Consider the following 19,759-nt stretch of genomic DNA (forward strand, 5'->3'; position numbering starts at 1 on the left):
ACTTTCCCATGCCCCGCTCGGAAGGGGTGTACGCCTGTGCCCGCACTTGTGCTGCTCGGCGCTCAGTGGGGTGATGAAGGCAAGGGCAAGGCCACCGATCTGCTCGGCGGTTCGGTTGACTACGTGGTGCGTTACCAGGGCGGCAACAACGCCGGTCACACGGTCGTCGTCGGCGACCAGAAGTACGCGCTGCATCTGCTGCCCTCCGGCATTCTCTCCCCCGGCTGCACCCCGGTCATCGGCAACGGCGTCGTCATCGACCCCAAGGTCCTCTTCTCCGAGCTGGACGGCCTCAACGCTCGCGGGGTGGACACCTCGCGGCTGCTGGTGAGCGGCAACGCCCACCTCATCACCCCCTACCACCAGACCCTCGACAAGGTCTCCGAACGCTTCCTGGGCAAGCGGAAGATCGGCACCACCGGTCGTGGCATCGGCCCGACCTACGCCGACAAGATCAACCGGCAGGGTATCCGGGTCCAGGACCTGTTCGACGAATCGATCCTGCGGCAGAAGGTCGAGGCGGCCCTCGACCAGAAGAACCAGCTGCTGGCCAAGCTGTACAACCGCCGCGCCATCGGCGTCGACGAGATCACCGGCGAACTGCTCGGCTACGCCGACCGGCTGCGCCCGTACGTCGCCGACACCACCCTCCTCCTCAACCAGGCGATCGACGAGGACAAGGTCGTGCTGCTGGAGGGCGGCCAGGGCACGCTGCTGGACGTCGACCACGGCACGTACCCCTTCGTCACCTCCTCCAACCCGACGGCGGGCGGCGCCTGCACGGGCGCGGGCATCGGCCCGACGAAGATCAGCCGGGTGATCGGGATCCTCAAGGCGTACACGACGCGGGTCGGCGCCGGTCCCTTCCCGACCGAACTGGAGGACGAGGACGGCGAGGCGCTGCGGCGCATCGGCGGCGAGTTCGGCGTCACCACCGGGCGCGACCGGCGCTGCGGCTGGTTCGACGCGGTGATCGCGCGGTACGCGACCCGGGTCAACGGGCTCACCGACTTCTTCCTCACCAAGCTGGACGTGCTCACCGGCTGGGAGCGCATCCCGGTCTGCGTGGCGTACGAGATCGACGGTCGCCGGGTCGAGGAACTGCCCTACAGCCAGACCGACTTCCACCACGCCAAGCCGGTGTACGAGTACCTGCCCGGCTGGAGCGAGGACATCACCAAGGCGCGCTCGGTGAAGGACCTGCCCATCAACGCGCAGCGGTACGTGCAGGCCCTGGAGGACTTCTCCGGCGCCCCGATCTCCGCGATCGGCGTCGGCCCCGGGCGGGACGAGACGATCCAGATCAACTCGTTCCTGTAACCGGGCGTCTCGGTACAACGGCCGGGGGCCGGAACGCGGATCGCGTTCCGGCCCCCGGCCGTTCGTCGTCGCCCGGTGCGGCGACGCCCTCCGTCAGTACGGGCTCTGGTACTCGCCCGTCAGCGTCTCCGAGAGGGTCGCGCCCTCCACGGGCTCCATCGTCAGCTCCGGCGCCTCACTGTCCTCGTCGGAGGTGACGTAGTAGGCGGGCAGCGGGTCGCAACTGCCGCTGGTGACCTCACCCGGGCTGACGGTCATGCCGTTGCCATTGATGTCGCCGGACACCATCTGGAACTCCCAGGTGCAGGAAGAACCGCTGACGGTCAGCGCCTTCTGGCCCGGGTAGGCGATGGTCTCGGGGGAGACGGTGGCCGAGCCCTCACCCGGGATGTCCACCACCCAGGACTTGGAGATCAGCGCGTACGGCATCGAGTCGCGCTGCACGCCGGCGACGGCCAGCTCGAAGTCGGCCTCCATGCCCGCGGCCGGGACGGTCCAGTTGACCTCGGAGCCGTCCATCTCCAGCGTCTGGTTGCCGAGCGCCGAGCACGAGGCCGAGCTGGGCACGGTCTCGGTCATCTCGTTGCTGAACGTCAGCACCCCGCCGGTGGTGTCCAGCAGCTGGCCCTCGCCCTTGCACAGCACGTCGCCGTAGAGGTCCCAGGTGGTGAGGTGGGGGTTGTAGTCGTCGTCGTACGAGACCTCCATCCGGCGCAGCGCGGTCTGGCCGGAGGGGTTCTCGACCTCCGCCTCCCACGCGTTGTAGATGTCGTACGGGATCTCGTTCGGGTCGATGTTCCCCGGGACCTCCTCGATCGGGTCCGGCTCGGGCTCGGGCTCCGGCTCCGGGTCCGTCTGCGGGTCGGTCTGCTGGGTCGGGGTGGGGTCCGGGTCCGCCTGGTTGTTCTTGTCGTCGTCACCGTTGGTCAGGGCCAGGGCCACGCCGACCGCGATGCCGAAGACGGCCACGGCCGCCGCGACGATGAGCCAGGTGAACTTCTTCTTGCCGTTCTGCCCGCCCGGTCCGCCGGGAGCACCGGGGCCGCCGGGGCCCATCGGGTAGACCGCGTTCATGCTCTGGTGCCCGTACGGCGTGGGCTGTCCGGGGCCGGGGCCCTGCGGGTAGCCGTAGCCGGGGCCCTGCTGGCCCGGGTAGCCGTAGCCGGTGGTGGGCTGGCCGTACGGCGTGGGCTGGGCCGTGCCGTACATCCCCGGCGGCGGCATCGCCGAGGTCATGGTCTGCATCGCGTCCATGCTGCCCGGACCCTGCCCCGGCACCGGGCTGGGAGGTGGGGTGCCCGGGGCTCCGGGGGTGCCGGGGGCCGCCAGCTGTGTCGGGGTCGGCAGGGCACCGGGCGGCGGCGGGGTCACCGGGGCGCTCGGCGGGCCGGAGTGCGGCGGCGGCGACGCGGGCGCCGCCGGGGCGTTCACCGAGGACGGCGGCGCGGACGGCATCGCCGGCGGCGGCGACATGGCCGGCCGGGGCGGGGTCACCAGCGGGTCCTCGGAGTCCAGCAGCTCCACGGCGTGCTTGCCGAGCTTGGCGATCAGGGCGCCCGGCAGCCACGGCTCGTCGTCGCCGATCTCGTCGGCGTCGACCGTCCGCTCCAGCAGCGCGCTCAGCCCGGGCCGTTCGCCGGGGAACTGCGCCAGGCAGTCCTCGATCAGCGGGCGGATGCCGTCGGGCACGCCGTCCAGGTTCTTCTCGTCCTGGACGATCCGCAGCATCAGCGCGTGCATCGCGCTGTTCGCGTCGCCGAACGGGGTGTGCCCGGTGGCGGCGAACGTCAGCACCGAACCCAGGCAGAAGATGTCGCTGGCCGGGGTGACCAGTTCACCGCGGCACTGCTCGGGCGACATGAAGCCCGGCGAACCGACCGCCGCGCCGGTACGGGTCAGCCCCTCGCCGTGGGCCTCCAGGGCCCGGGCGATGCCGAAGTCGATGACCCGCGGGCCGTCGATGGTGAGCATGATGTTGGACGGCTTGAAGTCACGGTGCACCAGGCCGGCCGCGTGGATGTCGCGCAGCGCCTTGACGAGACCGTTCGCGAGGATGAGCAGCGTGCGCTCGGGCAGCTTGCCGTAGGTGGAGGTGACCACCTCGTGCAGAGAAGGGCCGGCCACGTAGCCGGTCGCCACCCACGGCGTCTCGGCCTCGGTGTCGCAGTCCAGCACCGGCGCGGTGAACTCCCCGCCGACCCGGCGGGCGGATTCGACCTCCTGCTGGAAGCGGCGGCGGAATTCGGGCTGCCGGGCGAGTTCGGGCTGCACGAGTTTTACGGCCACCGTGCGTCCACGGTCGGAACGGGCGAGATAGACGCTGCCCATCCCGCCGGCGCCCAATTTCCCCAGCAGCCTGTACTGGCCCACACGTTGGGGATCGGTGGGCCCGAGCGGTTTCATGCTGTGGTACTCCTCTTCGCTCGCGTAAGCCCCCTGAGGATACGGGTGCCTGTACGTACACATGGGGACAGAAGCCGAACCGTAACCGGTTCCCGTTCTCGGGTGTGAGCTTGCGCTCCTTGCCAATTTGTGATCTGGATCATCGAATACCGATCACTTACTGATCAGTAGTCGTGTCAGCCGCTATTGCCGGTAGAAGTCCAGGGTCCGGCCGCCCGGATCGTCGATCCAGCCGACCGTGATCGTGTCATTGGTGCCCCGCGCGACCGTCAGCCGGGGAGCACTGAATTCGCCGCAGGACTCCAGGCTCGCGGCGGACGCGGATTCCACGTAGACGTCCGGCCCCAGGACGACCTCCCGGTCGAAGACCTGCGCGAGGTTGTTCTCCCACACACAGGTGCCGCGATCGTCGTTCCACTCCTCGTAGCTGAGCACCACCTCACCGATGGTGCCCTCGGAGACGGTCAGGGTGGTGGCCCACTCGACGCCGTCCTCGTCGGTCCAGGTGTCGCCCCACTCGCCGACCAGCAGATCGGGTACCGCGTCGCTCCCGGCGCGCTCCAGGTCGATCTCCTCGCCGGCGAGGGCGAGCGTCATGTCCCCTTCGCCGACGGCCACCATCCGCTGCACCTCGGGGGTGTCGGGGGTGGGGCAGTCGCCGTCCACCTCGTCGGCGGGCACGCTCCACGCGGGCTCGGCCCGGAAGCCCAGCTCGTCCGCGTCCTTGTCGAAGGAGCTGAGCCGCATGTCGTACGAGCACAGCAGATGGTCGGTCACGGCGGTCACGGTGCCGACGTTCGCGCCCCCCTCGCCCTGGACGACATCCAGCCGCACCCCGTGCCAGACGTTCTCGCCCTCGTCGTCCACGGTGGTGTACTCGCCCTGCCAGGAGCCCAGATACGCCTCGGTGATCGCTTCACCACCGTCTCCGCCACCGTCTCCGCTGCCGTTGATGACGTTGGCGGTGATGATGCCGCCCCCGATCAGGGCGACGAAGGCGACGCAGATGCCCGCGATCGCCGGGCCGGACAGCCGGCGGCCGGCGGCGCGGCCCGGGGGTGGCTGGTGCGGCTGGTGCGTGTACACCTGCTGGGAAGGCGGGCCGAACCCGCCCGAGTGGTGCGCGTATGGGCCGGGGGCCGCCCCCGGCCGGCTGTAGGGGGAAGGCACCGGGCCGCCGAAGGTGGACTGGAGATGCGGCGGCTGGGCCGATGCGGGCTGCTGCTGCTGCGCGGGCGCGGGCGTCGCCGGGGTAGCGAGCGCCGTCGGGGTGGGGGAGGGGGACTCGGACGAGGACGCGGGCGGGGTCACCGCCGGGGTGTCGGTGCGGCTCTCCGGGTCCTCGGAGTCCAGCAACTGGACGGCGTGCCGCCCCAGCTGGGCCACCAGCGCGCCCGGCAGCCAGGGTTCGCCGTCGCGTTCGGCCGCCGTGTGGCGCTCCAGGTCGTCCAGGGTGGGGCGGGCCGCCGGTTCCTTCGCCAGACACGCGGAGACCAGACCACGCAACGGGGCGGGTATGCCGTCGAGTTCCGGCTCCTCCTCGGCGATCCGGAACAGCAGGATGTGCGCCCCGCTGTCCAGTGCCCCGTACGGGGTGCGCCCGGTGGCCGCGTACGCGAGTACCGAGCCCAGGCAGAACACATCACTGGCGGGGGTCAGCCGCTGGCCGCGTATCTGCTCGGGGGACATGAATCCGGGGGAGCCGACCGTGGCCCCGGTCCGCGTCACCCCGGCGCCGGGCTCCGACTCCAGGACACGGGCGATGCCGAAGTCGATGACCCGGGGCCCGTCGATCGTCAACAGCACGTTGGACGGCTTGAGGTCGCGGTGCACCAGACCGGCGGCGTGGATGTCGCGCAGCGCCGCGGTGAGACCGTTGGCCAGCAGCCGGATGCTGCGCTCCGGCAGCGGCCCGAAGTCACGGCCCACCACCTGGTGCAGGGAGGGGCCGGCGATGTAGCCGGTGGCGACCCAGGGCGTCGCCGCCTCGGTGTCGGCGTCCAGCACGGGGGCGGTCCAGCGGCCCCCGACCCGCTGGGCGGCGGTGATCTCCAGGGCGAATCGCCGCCGGAAGTCCTGCTCCCGCGCCAGCTCACCGCGGATGGTCTTGACGGCGACGGTGCGGCCGCGGTCGGAACGGGCCAGGTACACCTGGCCCATGCCGCCCTCGCCCAGTCTGGCCAGCAGCCGGTACTCACCTATGCGCTGCGGGTCCTGTGGCGTCAGCGGGTCCATGCGAAACGAACTCCCCCGTTCGAAACCTTCATGCCTCACTGAGGATAGAGGCCCCCCGGCGCGGCCCTGTCAAGCCGCGTTGACCATCCTCTGCTCCTGAAGCCGGCTGAGCCGCTGGACGAAGACGATGGCGGCGATGGAGGCCACGAACACCAGGAACTCGCTCACCAGGGTCGCCCCGAGCAGCACCTGGGCCGTCTCGATGCTCCCCACCGCCTCCCAGGAGTTCCAGGTGAGCGGCAGGTGGAGCCAGGCCATCCACAGCGCCCACAGCACCCACCAGAAGTCGACCACCTTCATGGACGGATACGACTGCGGGTGACTGGCCCGCCAGATGTCCCGGGCGATGCCCCGGGGCAGGAAGATTCCCGCTATCGGGATGAACCAGGACCCGATCGCCATCCCCTTGCCGTACCGGATCCGGCCCGGCGCGAAGATCTCGGCGTTGTGCCGTACCCGGTAGAACCAGATGAGCCAGACCACGATCATCACGCACTGCAGCAGCAGGGCGCTCGCGGCGATGACCGTGGTCAGCGTCGCGATGCTTCGGATCTCGCTGCTGTTGGCGAAGCCGGAGACGTCACCGCCGTTCCAGCCCGTCATCCGCTCGGTGATGTCGATGTACTGGCTGAGGCTGAAGGTCGAGACGACCGCCATGAGCACCAGCAGCCAGATCAGCGCCTTGGACAGCCCCTTCACGGGCTTGGTGCCCGGCAGGCGGCCCCCGGGGCCGTGGCCGCCGTTGCCCCCGGGACCCGCGTGCGGCGGGCGCGGTGCGGCGGCGTGCGCCGCGTGTGCGGGGACCGGGGAGACCAGGGGCGTGGTGAGCGCGGGGCCGAACCCGGCCGGGGCGGAGGGCACACCGCTGTACGCCGGGGCGGCCTGCGGCCCGCCGCGCGGCGGGGTCTCGGCCAGGGCGACGGCCGGCGGCACCGTCGGTCGGGCCGGCTGTCCGCCCGCCGCCGGCCCGGCCCGGCCGCCGACCGGCAGGGGGTCCTCCCGGTCCAGCAACTGGACGGCGTGCCGTCCCAGTTGGGCCAGCACATCGGCGGGCAGCCAGGCGCCGCTCGGTGGCTCGCTGCCGGTCAGCTCCAGCAGCGAGTCGACGGAGGACCGCACCTCCGGGTCCTTGTGCAGACAGCCGCTGATCAGTTCGTGCAGTGGCCCGTCGGGCACCCCCTCCAGCTCGGGCTCCTCCTGCACGATCCGGTACATGAGGGCGTGCCCGCCGCTGTCTGTGGTGCCGAACGGCAGCTTGCCGGTGGCGGCGTACGCCAGTACCGAGCCGAGGCAGAACACGTCGCTGGCGGCCGACAGCCGCTTGCCCATGATCTGCTCGGGCGACATGAAGCCCGGCGAGCCGATCACCGAACCGGTCCGGGTGAGGCCGCCACCGGTCACCCCGTCGTAGGCGCGCGCGATACCGAAGTCGATGACGCGCGGCCCGTCGATGGTGATCAGTACGTTGGCGGGCTTGAGGTCGCGGTGCACCAGGCCGACGGCGTGGATGTCCCGCAGCGCCAGCAGCAGCCCGGAGGCCAGGGTCAGGACGGACTTCTCGGGCAGCGGCCCGTAGTCCTCCGAGACGACCTGGTTGAGGGCGGGGCCGGCGATGTATCCGGTCGCCACCCAGGGGGTGTCGGCGTCGGTGTCGGCGTCGAGCACCGGTGCGGTCCACTGCCCGCCGACCTTGCGGGCGATGGTGATCTCCTGGGCGAACCGCCGCCGGAATTCCGGCTCCCTGGCCAGCGCCGGCTGCACGGTCTTGACGGCCACGGTGCGGCCGCGGTCGGACCGGGCCAGGTAGACCTGCCCCATTCCGCCCTCGCCGAGCTTGCCCAGCAGCTGGTAGCCGCCGATGGTGGGCGGGTCTTCGGGCGCGAGCGGTCGCATGAGCGGCGTTTCCCTCCCCGTGTTGCGGTCCCGAACGCCACCGAGAATAGAGGCCGGTCAGCCGGGTCCGCACCGCAGGAGCCCATGAACTGCCCGTGCGGGCAGGGCCGCGGGCACCCGGCACGGCCACGCAGCATACGCCGTATGTACGGTGCGTGCCCTTGATGGTGCCCGAACCCGGCATACCGCCTGTACCGCCCGGCTCGGCCCTTCCGTGCCGCCCGCCCGCGTGTGCCGGGCCCTTCACCGGACCTTCACCCCGGCTCCCTGTCCGGCCTCCCGCCCGGGCCCCGGCGCCGCCTCCCGCCCGGGCCCCGGCGCCGCCCCCAGGATCGGGGCGGTGGCCCCGCAGGGCCGCCCGCGCGGCACCCGTGCCCCGCCACCGGCGGCCCACCCGCCCCGCCAGCCGGGCGAGCCACGCCTCCATCGCCCGCTCGCGCATCGCCCGCTCCCTCATCGCGCTCGCCCCCCGCGTCGTGTCCACCGTCACCACGAGCGTAGCGAAGGATTACAGAGAGTGACATCAACCGTTCGGTGGATTCTCCGCCTCCAGCCGGTCGAGGGCCTCGCTCAGCCGCCGCAGGGTCGCCAGCGCCCGCGCCAACTCCCCGTCCCCGCCCAGCGCCGCGCTCAGCCGGTCCGCGAACGCCGCGTGGTCCGGGCCGATCGCGCGCATCGCCTCCCGGCCCTCGGCCGTGGGCCCGAACAGCTTCGCCCGCCGGTGCGCCGGATTGGGCTCGTACGCCGCGAGGCCGCGCTCCACCAGCAGGTCCGCGATCCGCTGCACGCTCTGCCGGCTGATGCCCAAGGCCCGCGCGATGCCCGACACCGACAGCGGTTCGTCCACGACCGCGCCCAGTACCTGCCACCGGGCCGCCGTCAGCCCCGCCGGCCGGGCCAGCCCTTCGGCGACCGACAGGAACTGTCCGTTCAGCCGGAAGGCCGTCAGTGCCGCCCCGAGAACAGCGCCTGCCGCTCGGCCCCGGCTCTAGCCCCGGCGGCGGCTTCCGCGCCCCCGGCCCGTTCCCCGCTCACGCGCCGGCGTCCAGGAAGCGCCGCGCGGTCCGCGGGGGTGGTCCCGCCGTCTCATTGCTCATGACAGCATGATGTCAATTAGACATAATGCTGTCAATGAAATCGGGGAACTGTAGTGTGGGTCGGCGTGATTCAACGCAGTACCCTGCGCGAGCAACTCGCCGATGCCCTGCGGGAAGAGATCCTGGCCGGCCGGCTGGCCCCCGGTGGCGAGTTCACCGTCCGGGAGATCGCCGAGCACTACGGCGTCTCCGCCACCCCCGTGCGCGAAGCCCTGGTGGACCTGTCCGCCCAGGGCCTGCTGGAGGTCGAGCAGCACCGGGGCTTCCGCATCCGCCAGGACACCCTCAGCGACTTCGAACGACTGATCGAGGCGCAGGCGCTCGTCTGCCAGGGCGTGCTCCACCAGAACCCCACTCTCGCCCTGCCGCAGGCCGACCCCGGGGAGTTCACCTCCATCCGCCGCCGCGCCGCCGCCGCCCGGCAGGCCGCCCTCGGCGGCGACCTCGACATCCTCATCGGGTACGACCTGCGCTTCTGGCGCGAGTTCGACGCGCTGCTCACCAACCCCCACATCGGGGAGTTCATGGACCGGATGCGTGTCCGGTGCTGGGCGTACACCGTCCCCTATCTCCGCCGCCGGCACTCCCTCGACGGCCGGCTCTGGTCGGGGCACCTCGAACTCGCCGACGCCGTGGAGCGCCGCGACGCCAAGGACACCGAACGGCTCCTCGGTGCCCACCGCGCCCACACCCTCGCGCTGGCGATCGAACTCTCCGGGGCGTGACCGGGCCGACGGCGGGGGAGACCTCTCCCCACGACACCGTCGCCGACCGACGCCGAAACCGACACCGACGCCTACCCCGAGGCCCGTAGCGCACCACCTCCGGGCCGTCCGCCGAACTCCCCTTTGAGAGAACGTGATGCCGTGGCATGTGATCTGTGGCTGGTCCCCCTTGTCGACGTGCTGTGCCACAGCCCCGACAACCCCTTCGCCGAAGAACTCGCCGAGTACGACCGCGCCCTCGCCGAGGCCGGCGCCCCGCCCGTCCCGGTGCACGGGTACGTCCCCGGCATGTCGGGCGACGTCGCCCCCGTCGCCGGCTTCGACTACACGGCCCTCCATCTCCTGCGCCGCGCCTACCTCCTGCGGCTCAGCGGGCTGCCCGTCACCCCGGTCGAGGACCTGGACGGCGACTACCAGCAGCTGCTGGAGATGTTCGAGGCCGCCGCCCAGCAGACCCACCTCGTGTGGCACTTCGACCACGCCGGCGCGTACGTCCCCGTCGACTTCCCGCACCCGCTCGTCACCGACTCGCTGCTGGCCGGCGGCGGGCCGCTGGGCTCCAGTCACGGTCTGCTGCGCGAGCTGGAGACGGTCGCCCCCGCCCTGGGCATCGACCCCTTCCACCCGCCCCCGAGCCCGCCCCCGCCCGGCCGTCCCACCCGGCTCGACGAACCGGCACAGGGGTACGCGGACGACGGCCCGTTCGCCCGCGAACGCCATGTCTGGCTGGGCCTGCACGCCGCCGCCACCCGCAGCCTCGCGCAGGGCTCGATGATCGTCTTCAGCTGATCCGGCGGCCGCCGTGACGTTCAGGGGCGCGGCCCCTCCGGGGGCCGCTGCCTCGGCATGTTCGCCCGGCCGCCGCCTCCGCCGGGCAGTGGCGCGAGCCGCGCGCCGCCCACCGCCGGGCACTCCCCGTACCGCTCCTCCCGGTGCCCCCGCTCCGGCCCGGTCCGCGCCGGCAGCGGGCCCGGCGCGGACCCGAACTCCACCATCCAGTCGGCGGTCTCCGCCCGCACCAGCTCGGCCAGGTCCTCCGAGAACCGCCGCAGCACCCACAGGCAGCGCTCGGCCGCGTCGCCGGCGCTGCCCTCGGCCGGCCCGAGCACCTCCCGTACGCTCTCCGCCGCCCAGTCGTACCGCAGTGCCTCCAGCCGCCGTCGTACCGCCTGGGCCACCGCCATGTCCCGCATCCAGCCCGAACTCAGCCCGAAGCAGCGGTCGGACGCCGCGCACAGGCCCGCGCCGAGCAGCGCCAGATACCCCCAGCCCGCCAGGGCGCCCCCGCCCCCGCCCGCCCCGGTGAACGCCAGCAGCGGCAGCCCCGCCCCCACCGCCAGCCCCGCCAGCATCCCGCCGCGCAGTGCCCGGGCCGCCCGTCGCTTGCGCTGCCGCGACTCCAGATACCACTCCATGGTGGCCAGCGCCTCCCGCTCGGCGCGTTCGTACAGCTCCACCAGCCGGTCGGTGGGCTCGTGCCAGTCGGCGCAGGGGGCGGGGCCCCCGGTCAGATCCGCGCGCCGGGCGTGCTCCGGATGGCTCATCCCGCGACTCCCTGAAGAGGTATGAACGAACGAAGATCCCCTTTCCTACCCCGGGAAACAGCGACCGACGGACCACTTTCGGAGTAATTGCGCCCGTAAGCGGGCGAGATCGGAGGGTGATGCCGTTTGCCCGCTCCGCTCCCCTCACCCGAAGGAGTGAGCGGGGTGGCGGCGCGGATAGGCTGCTGCCCGTGAGGATCCTTGTCATCGGCGGCGGTGCCCGCGAACACGCTCTGTGCCACGCCCTCTCCCGCGACCCCGAGGTGACGGCGCTGCACTGCGCCCCCGGCAACGCCGGGATCGCCGAGGTCGCCACCGTGCACCCCGTCGACGCGCTGGACGGCGCGGCCGTGGCCGCGCTCGCCGGCGAACTGGACGCCGCCCTGGTGGTCGTCGGCCCCGAGGCGCCGCTGGTGGCCGGTGTGGCGGACGCGGTGCGGGAGGCGGGGATCCCGGTCTTCGGCCCCTCCCGGGACGCCGCCCGCCTGGAGGGCAGCAAGGCGTTCGCGAAGGACGTCATGGCGGCGGCCGGGGTACCCACGGCGCGCAGCCACGTGTGTACGACGGCGGAGCAGATCGACGCGGCGCTGGACGCCTTCGGCGCCCCGTACGTGGTGAAGGACGACGGCCTCGCGGCCGGTAAGGGCGTGGTCGTCACCGAGGACCGCGCGCAGGCGCGGGAGCACGCCCTGGCGTGTGAGCGGGTGGTCATCGAGGAGTTCCTGGACGGCCCCGAGGTCTCGCTGTTCGCCGTCACGGACGGCACCACCGTCGTCCCGCTCCAGCCGGCGCAGGACTTCAAGCGCGCCTACGACGGCGACGAGGGCCCCAACACGGGGGGCATGGGCGCGTACTCGCCGCTGCCGTGGGCCCCGCCCGGGCTGGTGGACGAGGTCATGGCGACGGTCCTGGAGCCGACCGTCGCCGAACTGCGCCGACGCGGCACGCCGTTCTCCGGGCTGCTGTACGCGGGTCTCGCGGTGACTTCGCGCGGTGTGCGGGTCATCGAGTTCAACGCGCGCTTCGGCGACCCGGAGACCCAGGCGGTCCTGGCGCGGCTGCGCACCCCGCTCTCCCGGCTGCTGTACGCGGCGGCCACCGATGAGCTGGCCGCGCTGCCGCCGCTGCGCTGGAGCGAGGGGGCGGCGGTGACGGTGGTCATCGCCTCCGAGGGCTATCCGGCGGCGCCGCGCACGGGGGACCCGATCACGGGGCTCGACGCGGTGGCGGAGGTGGACGGCCCCGACGCGTACGTGCTGCACGCCGGTACGAAGCGGGGTGCGGACGGCGCGGTGCTGAGCGCGGGTGGCCGCGTCCTGTCGGTCACGGCCACCGGAGCGGACCTGACGGCGGCCCGCACCCGCGCGTACGCGGCGGTGGGGCGCGTCGAGCTCAAGGGCTCCCACTACCGCAAGGACATCGCGGAGGCGGCGGCGCTGGGGACGGACCCGGCCTGAGCCCCGCCCGGGTGCACCCCGGTCTTCCGTTTCCGGCGCCCCGGCCGCCCGACCCGGCCGGGGCGCCGGTGTGCGCCCGCCCGCCGGGCCGGGGCGCGACCCGGTACGCCCTCGTACGGCCCGGCCGGCCGGTGCCTCTCCGCCACCGGCGGGTTTGCGTCGGGGTGGCTGGATCAGGTCGTCATCCTTTGCCCAAAGCCCCTCCATCGGGTGACCGATGGTGCTGTCCGGCTGACGCTCGCGCCGTGCGCAACTAGGGTGCGGCGGGAGTTGTCCCACGCCGGGCCGCCGTAGTGATCATGCGATCGGCTCAGCGCACATTGCGATGTCGCTCGGCGGTGCCACAGTGGGATGACGAGCGGTATCGGGGCTGGGCAGGCGGAGGGCAGGGGCATGGGGCAGCGTCAGCAGCACAGAGCCACACTCTCCGCGCGCGACCACGCGCTGGCCGTCTTGCGCGCGCGCAACAGCGCGCTGGCGCTCGCGCTCCTTCCGTGCGCCGTCGGCGTCGTGCTGTTCGCCGCGGGTTCCGGCGTGCCGGACGCCGTACGGTGGCCGGTGGCCGCCCTCGCCGCCGTCACGATCGGGGTGGCCGTCGCCGTCGGTGTGCTCATCACCCGCGCCAGGCCGGCCGTCACGCCCACCGTCGATGTGCCGGAGGCCGCCGCCCCGGCGCTGCACGGCCTGATACGGGACCTCGCCGACCGCCTCGCCGTCCCGCACCCCGGGGGGATCGCCCTCACCCCCGACTGCGACAGCTGGCTGGAGGAAAGACCCCGGGCCCGGGATACGGGTGGCCCCCGTCCCGAGCCGTCCGCCGACACCCGTGCCCCGGTTCTGGTGATCGGCTCCCCCTTCCTGTGGTGGATGCGGGTCAGCGAGCTGCGCGCCCTGCTCGCCCCCGTCGTCGCCGGCACCGGCCCCTCCGCCCACCCCGACATCGCCGCGGCCCGCCGCTGCGTCCGCAGCTGGGACGCCACCGCGGGGCTCGCCGCCGCGGCCTCGCCGCTGCGGCATCCGCTGCTCGGCTTCTCCGGCCTGGTCGCCCGGCTGCTGCTGCGCGCCGCCGGAACGCACGCCGCCGAGATGGAACGCGGGGTGGCCGCGGCCGCCTCCGCCCGCGCGCACAGCGTGGACCACGGCGTGCGGATGGCCGCCCAGGAGCAGGTCGGACTCGCCTACGCGGGATGGGACCGGCTGCTGACCAAGGTCGCGCTGCCCGCCTGGCGGGTCGGCCGCTGGCCTCGCCGCCTCAACGCCGGTGTCGTCTCCGCCCTCACCGAACTCTCCCGCCGCGACCGGCTCGCCCCCCAGGGCTTCGCCTCCCGGCTCGGCGAACGCCCCGCCTGCGATCTGCTGGAGGAGCCGGGACGGGTGGACGAGGAGATCTCCTTCCTCGCCGCCCGGCTCTTCCACGGTGGCCCGGCGCGGGGCGGCGCGCCCTGGGCACCACTGGACTGGGCCGCCTACCCGGAGGAGGTCGTGGACCGCGTCTGGCGGGACCGCGCGGCCCGGCTGTTCGCCGCGCTGGACACCGAGGGGACCCCGACTCTGGCCCGCGCGCTCAGTGAACTGACCGAGGCCGCCACCGGGCCCGGCGGCGCCGACGCGCTCGCCGCCAGGATCGGCGCCGCCACCCCGCCCCGCACGGCACAGGAGCCGCCCCCGTCCGCCGCAGACGGCCACACCGGCCTGGTGGCACCGCTCGGCTTCCCCGCCCAGCCGCCGCCCAGCGGACGGGAGGTGCTGGTGGAGCACGTGGCCGCCGCGGTGTGCTGCGCCGCCGCCGACACCACCGGCGCCACCCCGGCCCTCGACTGGCTGGACGGGCCGGTGCTGCGGACCGGCAGCCCGCGCCGCCGCGCCGATCTGAAGCGGCTGGGCGGCTGCGTGCACAGCCTGGTGGACGAGGCCGACCCGGAGCCGCTGCGCGCCTGGCTGACGGCGGCCGGGGTACGGCCGGACAAGCCCGTACGCCTGGTCTGAGCCGACGGGCCGGGGCCGGCGCACCCCGGTGCTGAGGTGACGCCCCTCACTCCGGGGGCGGACACAGCACCGAGCGGATTCCTGTGGGGAGCCGCCCCTGCGGAGGCTGGGCTTCGGCGCCATGCGGCCTCCCACCTCCCGCGGTTCCCCGCTCCGGCCGGGCCACGGCCCCCGTCGCGCCGCTGACGGTCCCGGACGGGCCGTCCCCCGCCCCGGCCGGGCACTTCCCGCCGCCGTCCCACCACCGCGGGGACAATCACCTCCAGCCATTTCACGACGAACGGTGACAACGCCCTCGCGATGTGTGATGTGCTGGTTCGGCAGTGGAATTGGGGCGGAGGAGGGGACCTTGTCTCTGGGATCTGTGGGAACCGATCGGATCCGGCGGTGGGAGTCGGGCGCCCTGGCGCACGCCGTGTCCGATCCGTTCGGGCAGGGACCGCTGCCCTGGCTGCGCGGCAGCGAGCACTACTTCGACGACACCGGCCGGGTCGTCCCGTGGTACGTGGACCCCGACGCCCAGGGGCTATGTTCCCCAGGTCGGCGGGGGACGACCAGCCCGCCTCGGGCCCCCGTACCTCCGATGACGTCGACTGCCAGATCAAGGGCTTCGCCCCGCAGAGCACCGTCGCGCCCGGCCAGTCCATCGACTTCCGGGTCACGGTGAACCCGCCTCAGGACTTCTCCATCGACATCTACCGGATCGGGCACTACGCGGGCGACGGCGCCAAGATGCTCACCCGCAGCCCCACGCAGCGCGGCACCCGGCAGCCCGAGCCGCTGCTCGCCGACCGCACCGCCTCCTGCCACAACTGGTGGCTCTCGTGGCGGCTCCAGGTCCCGCCCGACTGGCGGCCCGGCGCGCACGTCGCCGTCCTCACCACCGCGGATGGCCGATTCCGTTCGCACGTACCTTTCACCGTCCGGGACGACCAGCCCGCTGATCTGCTCCTGCTGCTCCCCGACATCACCTGGCAGGCGTACAACCTCTTCCCCGAGGACGGCCGCACCGGCGCCAGCCTCTACCACGCCTGGGACGCCTCGGGCCATCTGCTGGGCGAGCGGGACGCCGCCACCACGGTCTCCTTCGCCCGCCCCTTCGCCGGCGCCGGCCTGCCGCTGCACGTCGGGCACGCCTACGACTTCATCCGCTGGGCCGAGCGCTACGGCTACGACCTCGCCTACGCCACCGCCCGCGATCTGCACGCGGGCCGCGTCGACACCTCCCGCTACCGCGGTCTGATCTTTCCCGGGCACGACGAGTACTGGTCGGTCCCGATGCGCCGCGCCGTCGAGCACGCCCGTGACACCGGCACCTCGCTGGTGTTCCTGTCGGCGAACACCATGTACTGGCAGGTCGAGCTGACCGCGCTGCCCTCCGGCGACGAGGACGGACTGCTGCGCTGCCGCAAGCGCCACGGCCCCGGCCGGCCCGCCCTGTGGCGCGAGCAGGGCGAGCCCGAGCAGCTGCTGCTCGGCGTGCAGTACGCGGGCCGGGTGCCCCGCCCGTACCCGCTGGTGGTCCGCAACGCCGACCACTGGCTGTGGGAGGCCACCGGCGCCGCCGAGGGCGACGAACTCCCGGGCCTGGTCGCCGGGGAGGCCGACCGCTACTACCCGCGCACCGCGCTGCCCGAGTGCGAGAGCCGGATCCTGCTGGCCCACTCCCCGTACCGGGACGAATCCGGGGCCCGCCGCCACCAGGAGACCTCCCTGTACCGCGCGCCCAGCGGGGCCTGGGTGTTCGCCTCCGGCACCTTCGCCTGGTCGCCGGCGCTGGACCGCCCGCAGCACACCGACACCCGGATCCAGAAGGCCACCGCCAACCTCTTGGACCGCATCTGCAAACGCGACTGACGGGGCGGGCCCCGCGCGCCGGTCACCGGCCGCCATGCGTGAGAATGAACGCCGCGTGGCCCATCGACCGACCGACCGCTTAGCCGCCAGGAGGCACAGTGCCAGGATTCGTCACGAAGCCTGAGCCCGCGCGGGTGCCCGGTCTTGTGCATCTGCACACCGGGAAAGTCCGCGATCTCTACCGCAACGAGGCCGGTGAGCTGATCCTCGTCGCCACCGACCGGATCTCCGCCTACGACTGGGTGCTGCCCACCGAGATCCCCGACAAGGGCCGCATCCTGACCCGGCTGTCGCTGTGGTGGTTCGACCAGCTCGCCGATCTGGTGCCGGGGCATGTCATCTCCACCGAGGTGCCCACCGGCGCCCCCGCCGACTGGGCGGGCCGGGTGATGGTCTGCCACGCGCTGGACATGGTCCCGGTGGAGGCGGTGGCCCGTGGCTACCTCACCGGTACCGGGCTCGCGGAGTACGAGCGCGACCGTACGGTGTGCGGTCTGGCCCTGCCGGCCGGTCTCGTCGACGGCTCCGAACTGCCCGCCCCGATCTTCACCCCGGCCACCAAGGCGGCGGTGGGGGAGCACGACGAGAACGTCAGCTACGAGGAAGTCGCCCGGCAGGTCGGCGCCGAGACGGCGGCTCAGCTGCGCCAGGCCACCCTGTCCGTGTACGGGAGGGCCCGGGACATCGCGCGGGACCGCGGGATCATCCTGGCCGACACCAAGTTCGAGTTCGGCCGCCGGCCCGGCGCGGGGGAGGGCGACCAGGAGGGCGAGCTGGTCCTCGCCGACGAGGTGCTGACCCCGGACTCCTCGCGCTTCTGGCGCAAGGACGAGTGGGAGCCCGGCCGCCCGCAGAAGGCGTACGACAAGCAGTTCGTCCGCGACTGGCTGTCCTCCCCGGCCTCCGGCTGGGACCGTACGGGCGACACCCCGCCGCCGGAGCTGCCGCAGGAGGTCGTGGACCGCACCCGGGAGCGCTACACGGAGGCGTTCCGGCTGCTGACGGGCACCGCCTGGGACTGACCGTGAACGGTCAAGCGGGCCCCGGCCTGGCCGGGTCGGGGCCCGCTTGGTAAAAACTCCCCCAACAGGCATGCCGCCGGGCCCGACCACCCCGGCACCGCACCGCCCGAACGGGGAAGAACATGCACGCCGGCACGGAACGCAGCCAGGACAGCCCGCGTGGGCCCGGACGAACAGGGCGCGAGGACCGTCCCGTTCCCACCGACGGCACAGCGCGCGCCGTGCCCGACGGCCCCGCCCCGGCCCCCGCCGACCGCATCGGGCGGATCGAGCGGCTCACCGACCCTGCCGCCATCCGCGACCGGATCGAGGAACTCGCCTTCCACGCCCGCGAGGACATCCTCACCCTCGTCCCGCACACCGAGCTGTCCGCCGCGTACCTCGCCTGGATCCGCCCGCTCGCCCTGCGCTGTCTGCGCCGCGGCGTGGCCTTCCGCACCGTGATGCTCTGCGAGACCCTCGAGGACCCGCCCACCGCGGCGTACCTGCGCGAGATCGAACGGCACGGCGCCCGGGTACGGCTGATCCCGCACGCCACCGAACGGCTGCTGGCCTGCGACTCCCGCGCCGTCGCACTCCCGCTGGGCGGCGGCCCCACGGTCGAGCACGGGGCGCTGTTCACCGAGGAGCCGGCCATCGTGGCCAGTGTCCGGGCGCTGTTCGAGCGCGCCTGGGAGCGGGCCACCCCGCTCACCCCCGCGCCGGCCCCGACCGAGAACGCCCGGCTGATCCTGGCCGCGATGTGCTCGGGTGCCAAGGACGAGACGGCGGCGCGCGGCATCGGCGTCTCGGTGCGCACCTACCGGCGCCGGATCGCCCATCTGATGGACCATCTCAACGCCGGCAGCCGGGCCCAGGCTGCCCTGCTGGCCCGGGATCGCGGCTGGATATGACGCCGGACCGCCCGCTGGCCGACGCCTGAAATGTCCGCTTATCCTCGTCGTGCGACGGAGGCGGGGCACCGACCACGGCGGGAGAGGCGGCATGGGCGCAGAGGACGCCGCCCGCACGGCCCGCGCCGGTGCGGCGCGGCGGCCCATGCGCGGCCGGGACCCGGGGGAGGCGCACCGCGCCGCGACCCCGCTGGAGCTGCTGTTCGACCTGACCTTCGTGGTCGCCGTCTCCCAGGCCGCCGCCCAGCTCCATCACGCGCTGGCGGAGGGCCGCACCGGACCGGGCCTGTTCGGCTACGCGGCGGTGTTCTTCGCCATCTGGTGGGCCTGGATGAACTTCACCTGGTTCGCCTCCGCCTACGACACCGACGACGTGCCCTACCGGCTGCTGACGCTGCTCCAGATGGCGGGCGTCCTGGTGCTGGCGGCGGGGGTGCCCGGCGCGTTCCAGCACGGTGACTGGGCGCTGGTGGTGGCCGGCTATGTGATCATGCGCGCCGCGATGGTCGCCCAGTGGCTGCGGGCCGCCGCCGCGGATCCGGCCGGCCGCCGGGGCGCGCTGCGGTACGCGGCCGGGGTGGCGCTGGTGCAGGCCGGATGGGTCGCCCGGCTGTGGGTCTTCGGGGGATGGGCGGCGGCCACGTTCGTCGTCCTGGTGGCGGCCGAACTCGCCGTACCGGCCTGGGCCGAGTTCCGTGGGAGCGTGACCCGCTGGCATCCGGGCCATATCGCCGAGCGGTACGGGCTGTTCACGATCATCGTGCTCGGGGAGGTCATTCTTGGCTCGGTGACGGCCATCCAGTCGGCCGTCACCGACCGCGGCCTGTCGACCCCCGTCCTGCTGATCGCGGTGGGCGGGCTGCTGCTGGTCTTCGCCCTGTGGTGGCTGTACTTCACCGGTCGCGAGGTGCGGCTGACGACCCTGCGCACGGCCCTGGCCTGGGGGTACGGGCACTATGTGGTGTTCGCGGCGCTGGCCGCCCTCGGTGCGGGCCTGGAGGCGGCGCTGGATGTCGCCGAGCACCACGCCCATCTCTCCGAGCTGTCCGCGGGGCTGACCGTCGCCGTGCCGGTGGCGGTCGTGCTGCTGTTGCTGGGGGCGCTGCACCGGATGACGGACGCCGCCGCGGTGGGGCTCTGGCCGCTGCTGGCCGGTGCGGCGGCGGTCCTGGCCCTGGGATTCGGCGCACCGCTGCTGGGCCCGGGCGGTGCGGTGCTGGGCATGGGGGTGGCGGTGGCGGCGACCCTGGCGGCCGGCCTGCTGGCCGGCCGCCGTGCTCCGGCCGGGTGACCGGGGGCCGTTCCCGGGGCGGGCCCCGGCGCCCGG

At 73.4% G+C, this 19,759-nt stretch carries 12 protein-coding genes and 2 pseudogenes; 9 read left to right on the forward strand and 5 right to left on the reverse strand.

The window, feature by feature from the left end:
* Positions 1–36 precede the first annotated feature (36 nt).
* Positions 37–1,320, forward strand: a complete 1,284-nt coding sequence (locus SXIM_RS14350; protein ID WP_046724259.1) for an adenylosuccinate synthase — start codon at positions 37–39, stop codon at positions 1,318–1,320.
* 93 nt (positions 1,321–1,413) lie between these two features.
* Here SXIM_RS14350 and SXIM_RS27725 read toward each other — a convergent pair whose 3' ends face one another.
* From SXIM_RS27725 to SXIM_RS14380, 4 genes and pseudogenes are all read right to left on the reverse strand, one after another.
* Entirely contained in the window at positions 1,414–3,723 is a 2,310-nt protein-coding gene (locus SXIM_RS27725; protein WP_053116197.1) for a serine/threonine-protein kinase, read from the reverse strand.
* 183 nt (positions 3,724–3,906) lie between these two features.
* Positions 3,907–5,958 (reverse strand): serine/threonine-protein kinase, encoded by a 2,052-nt coding sequence (locus tag SXIM_RS27730; RefSeq protein ID WP_179956274.1) that lies wholly within the window; start codon positions 5,956–5,958, stop codon positions 3,907–3,909.
* 69 nt (positions 5,959–6,027) lie between these two features.
* The gene (locus SXIM_RS14375; protein ID WP_030733118.1) at positions 6,028–7,851 is read right to left on the reverse strand and encodes a protein kinase domain-containing protein; all 1,824 of its coding nucleotides are present in this window, start codon (positions 7,849–7,851) and stop codon (positions 6,028–6,030) included.
* Between the two features lie 523 nt (positions 7,852–8,374).
* Positions 8,375–8,817: pseudogene (locus SXIM_RS14380) on the reverse strand (MarR family winged helix-turn-helix transcriptional regulator).
* A 196-nt stretch (positions 8,818–9,013) separates the two neighbouring features.
* Here SXIM_RS14380 and SXIM_RS14385 point away from each other — a divergent pair.
* Both SXIM_RS14385 and SXIM_RS14390 read left to right on the forward strand, forming a co-directional pair.
* Positions 9,014–9,673 carry a GntR family transcriptional regulator gene (locus SXIM_RS14385; protein WP_234306876.1) on the forward strand — a complete coding sequence of 220 codons (660 nt, stop codon included), beginning with the start codon at positions 9,014–9,016 and terminating at the stop codon, positions 9,671–9,673.
* A gap of 141 nt (positions 9,674–9,814) precedes the next feature.
* Positions 9,815–10,462, forward strand: a complete 648-nt coding sequence (locus tag SXIM_RS14390; RefSeq protein ID WP_030733123.1) for a hypothetical protein — start codon at positions 9,815–9,817, stop codon at positions 10,460–10,462.
* 20 nt (positions 10,463–10,482) lie between these two features.
* Here SXIM_RS14390 and SXIM_RS14395 read toward each other — a convergent pair whose 3' ends face one another.
* On the reverse strand, positions 10,483–11,217 hold the full coding sequence (locus SXIM_RS14395; RefSeq protein ID WP_030733124.1) for an SLATT domain-containing protein: 735 nt from the start codon (positions 11,215–11,217) through the stop codon (positions 10,483–10,485).
* A gap of 191 nt (positions 11,218–11,408) precedes the next feature.
* Between SXIM_RS14395 and purD the strand changes: the two genes are divergently transcribed.
* The 6 genes and pseudogenes from purD (at position 11,409) to SXIM_RS14425 (ending at position 19,723) form a co-directional block, all read left to right on the forward strand.
* Positions 11,409–12,674 (forward strand): phosphoribosylamine--glycine ligase, encoded by a 1,266-nt coding sequence (gene purD / locus SXIM_RS14400; RefSeq protein ID WP_046724263.1) that lies wholly within the window; start codon positions 11,409–11,411, stop codon positions 12,672–12,674.
* Positions 12,675–13,067: 393 nt separating this feature from the next.
* The gene (locus SXIM_RS14405; RefSeq protein WP_046724265.1) at positions 13,068–14,660 is read left to right on the forward strand and encodes a hypothetical protein; all 1,593 of its coding nucleotides are present in this window, start codon (positions 13,068–13,070) and stop codon (positions 14,658–14,660) included.
* A 364-nt stretch (positions 14,661–15,024) separates the two neighbouring features.
* A pseudogene (locus SXIM_RS14410) lies at positions 15,025–16,517 on the forward strand (N,N-dimethylformamidase beta subunit family domain-containing protein).
* Between the two features lie 98 nt (positions 16,518–16,615).
* Positions 16,616–17,539, forward strand: a complete 924-nt coding sequence (locus SXIM_RS14415) for a phosphoribosylaminoimidazolesuccinocarboxamide synthase (RefSeq protein ID WP_046724267.1) — start codon at positions 16,616–16,618, stop codon at positions 17,537–17,539.
* A gap of 221 nt (positions 17,540–17,760) precedes the next feature.
* A complete protein-coding gene (locus tag SXIM_RS14420) occupies positions 17,761–18,432 on the forward strand; it encodes a hypothetical protein (RefSeq protein ID WP_052385281.1) in 672 nt (223 codons plus the stop codon).
* A gap of 91 nt (positions 18,433–18,523) precedes the next feature.
* A complete protein-coding gene (locus SXIM_RS14425; protein WP_046724269.1) occupies positions 18,524–19,723 on the forward strand; it encodes a low temperature requirement protein A in 1,200 nt (399 codons plus the stop codon).
* The last annotated feature ends 36 nt before the right edge of the window (positions 19,724–19,759 follow it).

Source organism: Streptomyces xiamenensis, assembly GCF_000993785.3.
GTDB lineage: Bacteria > Actinomycetota > Actinomycetes > Streptomycetales > Streptomycetaceae > Streptomyces > Streptomyces xiamenensis.

Coding starts and splice junctions, on each gene's coding strand:
- SXIM_RS27725 (WP_053116197.1), bottom strand. CDS start 3,723: ATGAAACCGCTCGGGCCCACCGATCCCCAACGTGTGGGCCAGTACAGG.
- SXIM_RS27730 (WP_179956274.1), bottom strand. CDS start 5,958: ATGGACCCGCTGACGCCACAGGACCCGCAGCGCATAGGTGAGTACCGG.
- SXIM_RS14395 (WP_030733124.1), bottom strand. CDS start 11,217: ATGAGCCATCCGGAGCACGCCCGGCGCGCGGATCTGACCGGGGGCCCC.
- SXIM_RS14375 (WP_030733118.1), bottom strand. CDS start 7,851: ATGCGACCGCTCGCGCCCGAAGACCCGCCCACCATCGGCGGCTACCAG.
- SXIM_RS14425 (WP_046724269.1), top strand. CDS start 18,524: ATGGGCGCAGAGGACGCCGCCCGCACGGCCCGCGCCGGTGCGGCGCGG.
- SXIM_RS14405 (WP_046724265.1), top strand. CDS start 13,068: ATGGGGCAGCGTCAGCAGCACAGAGCCACACTCTCCGCGCGCGACCAC.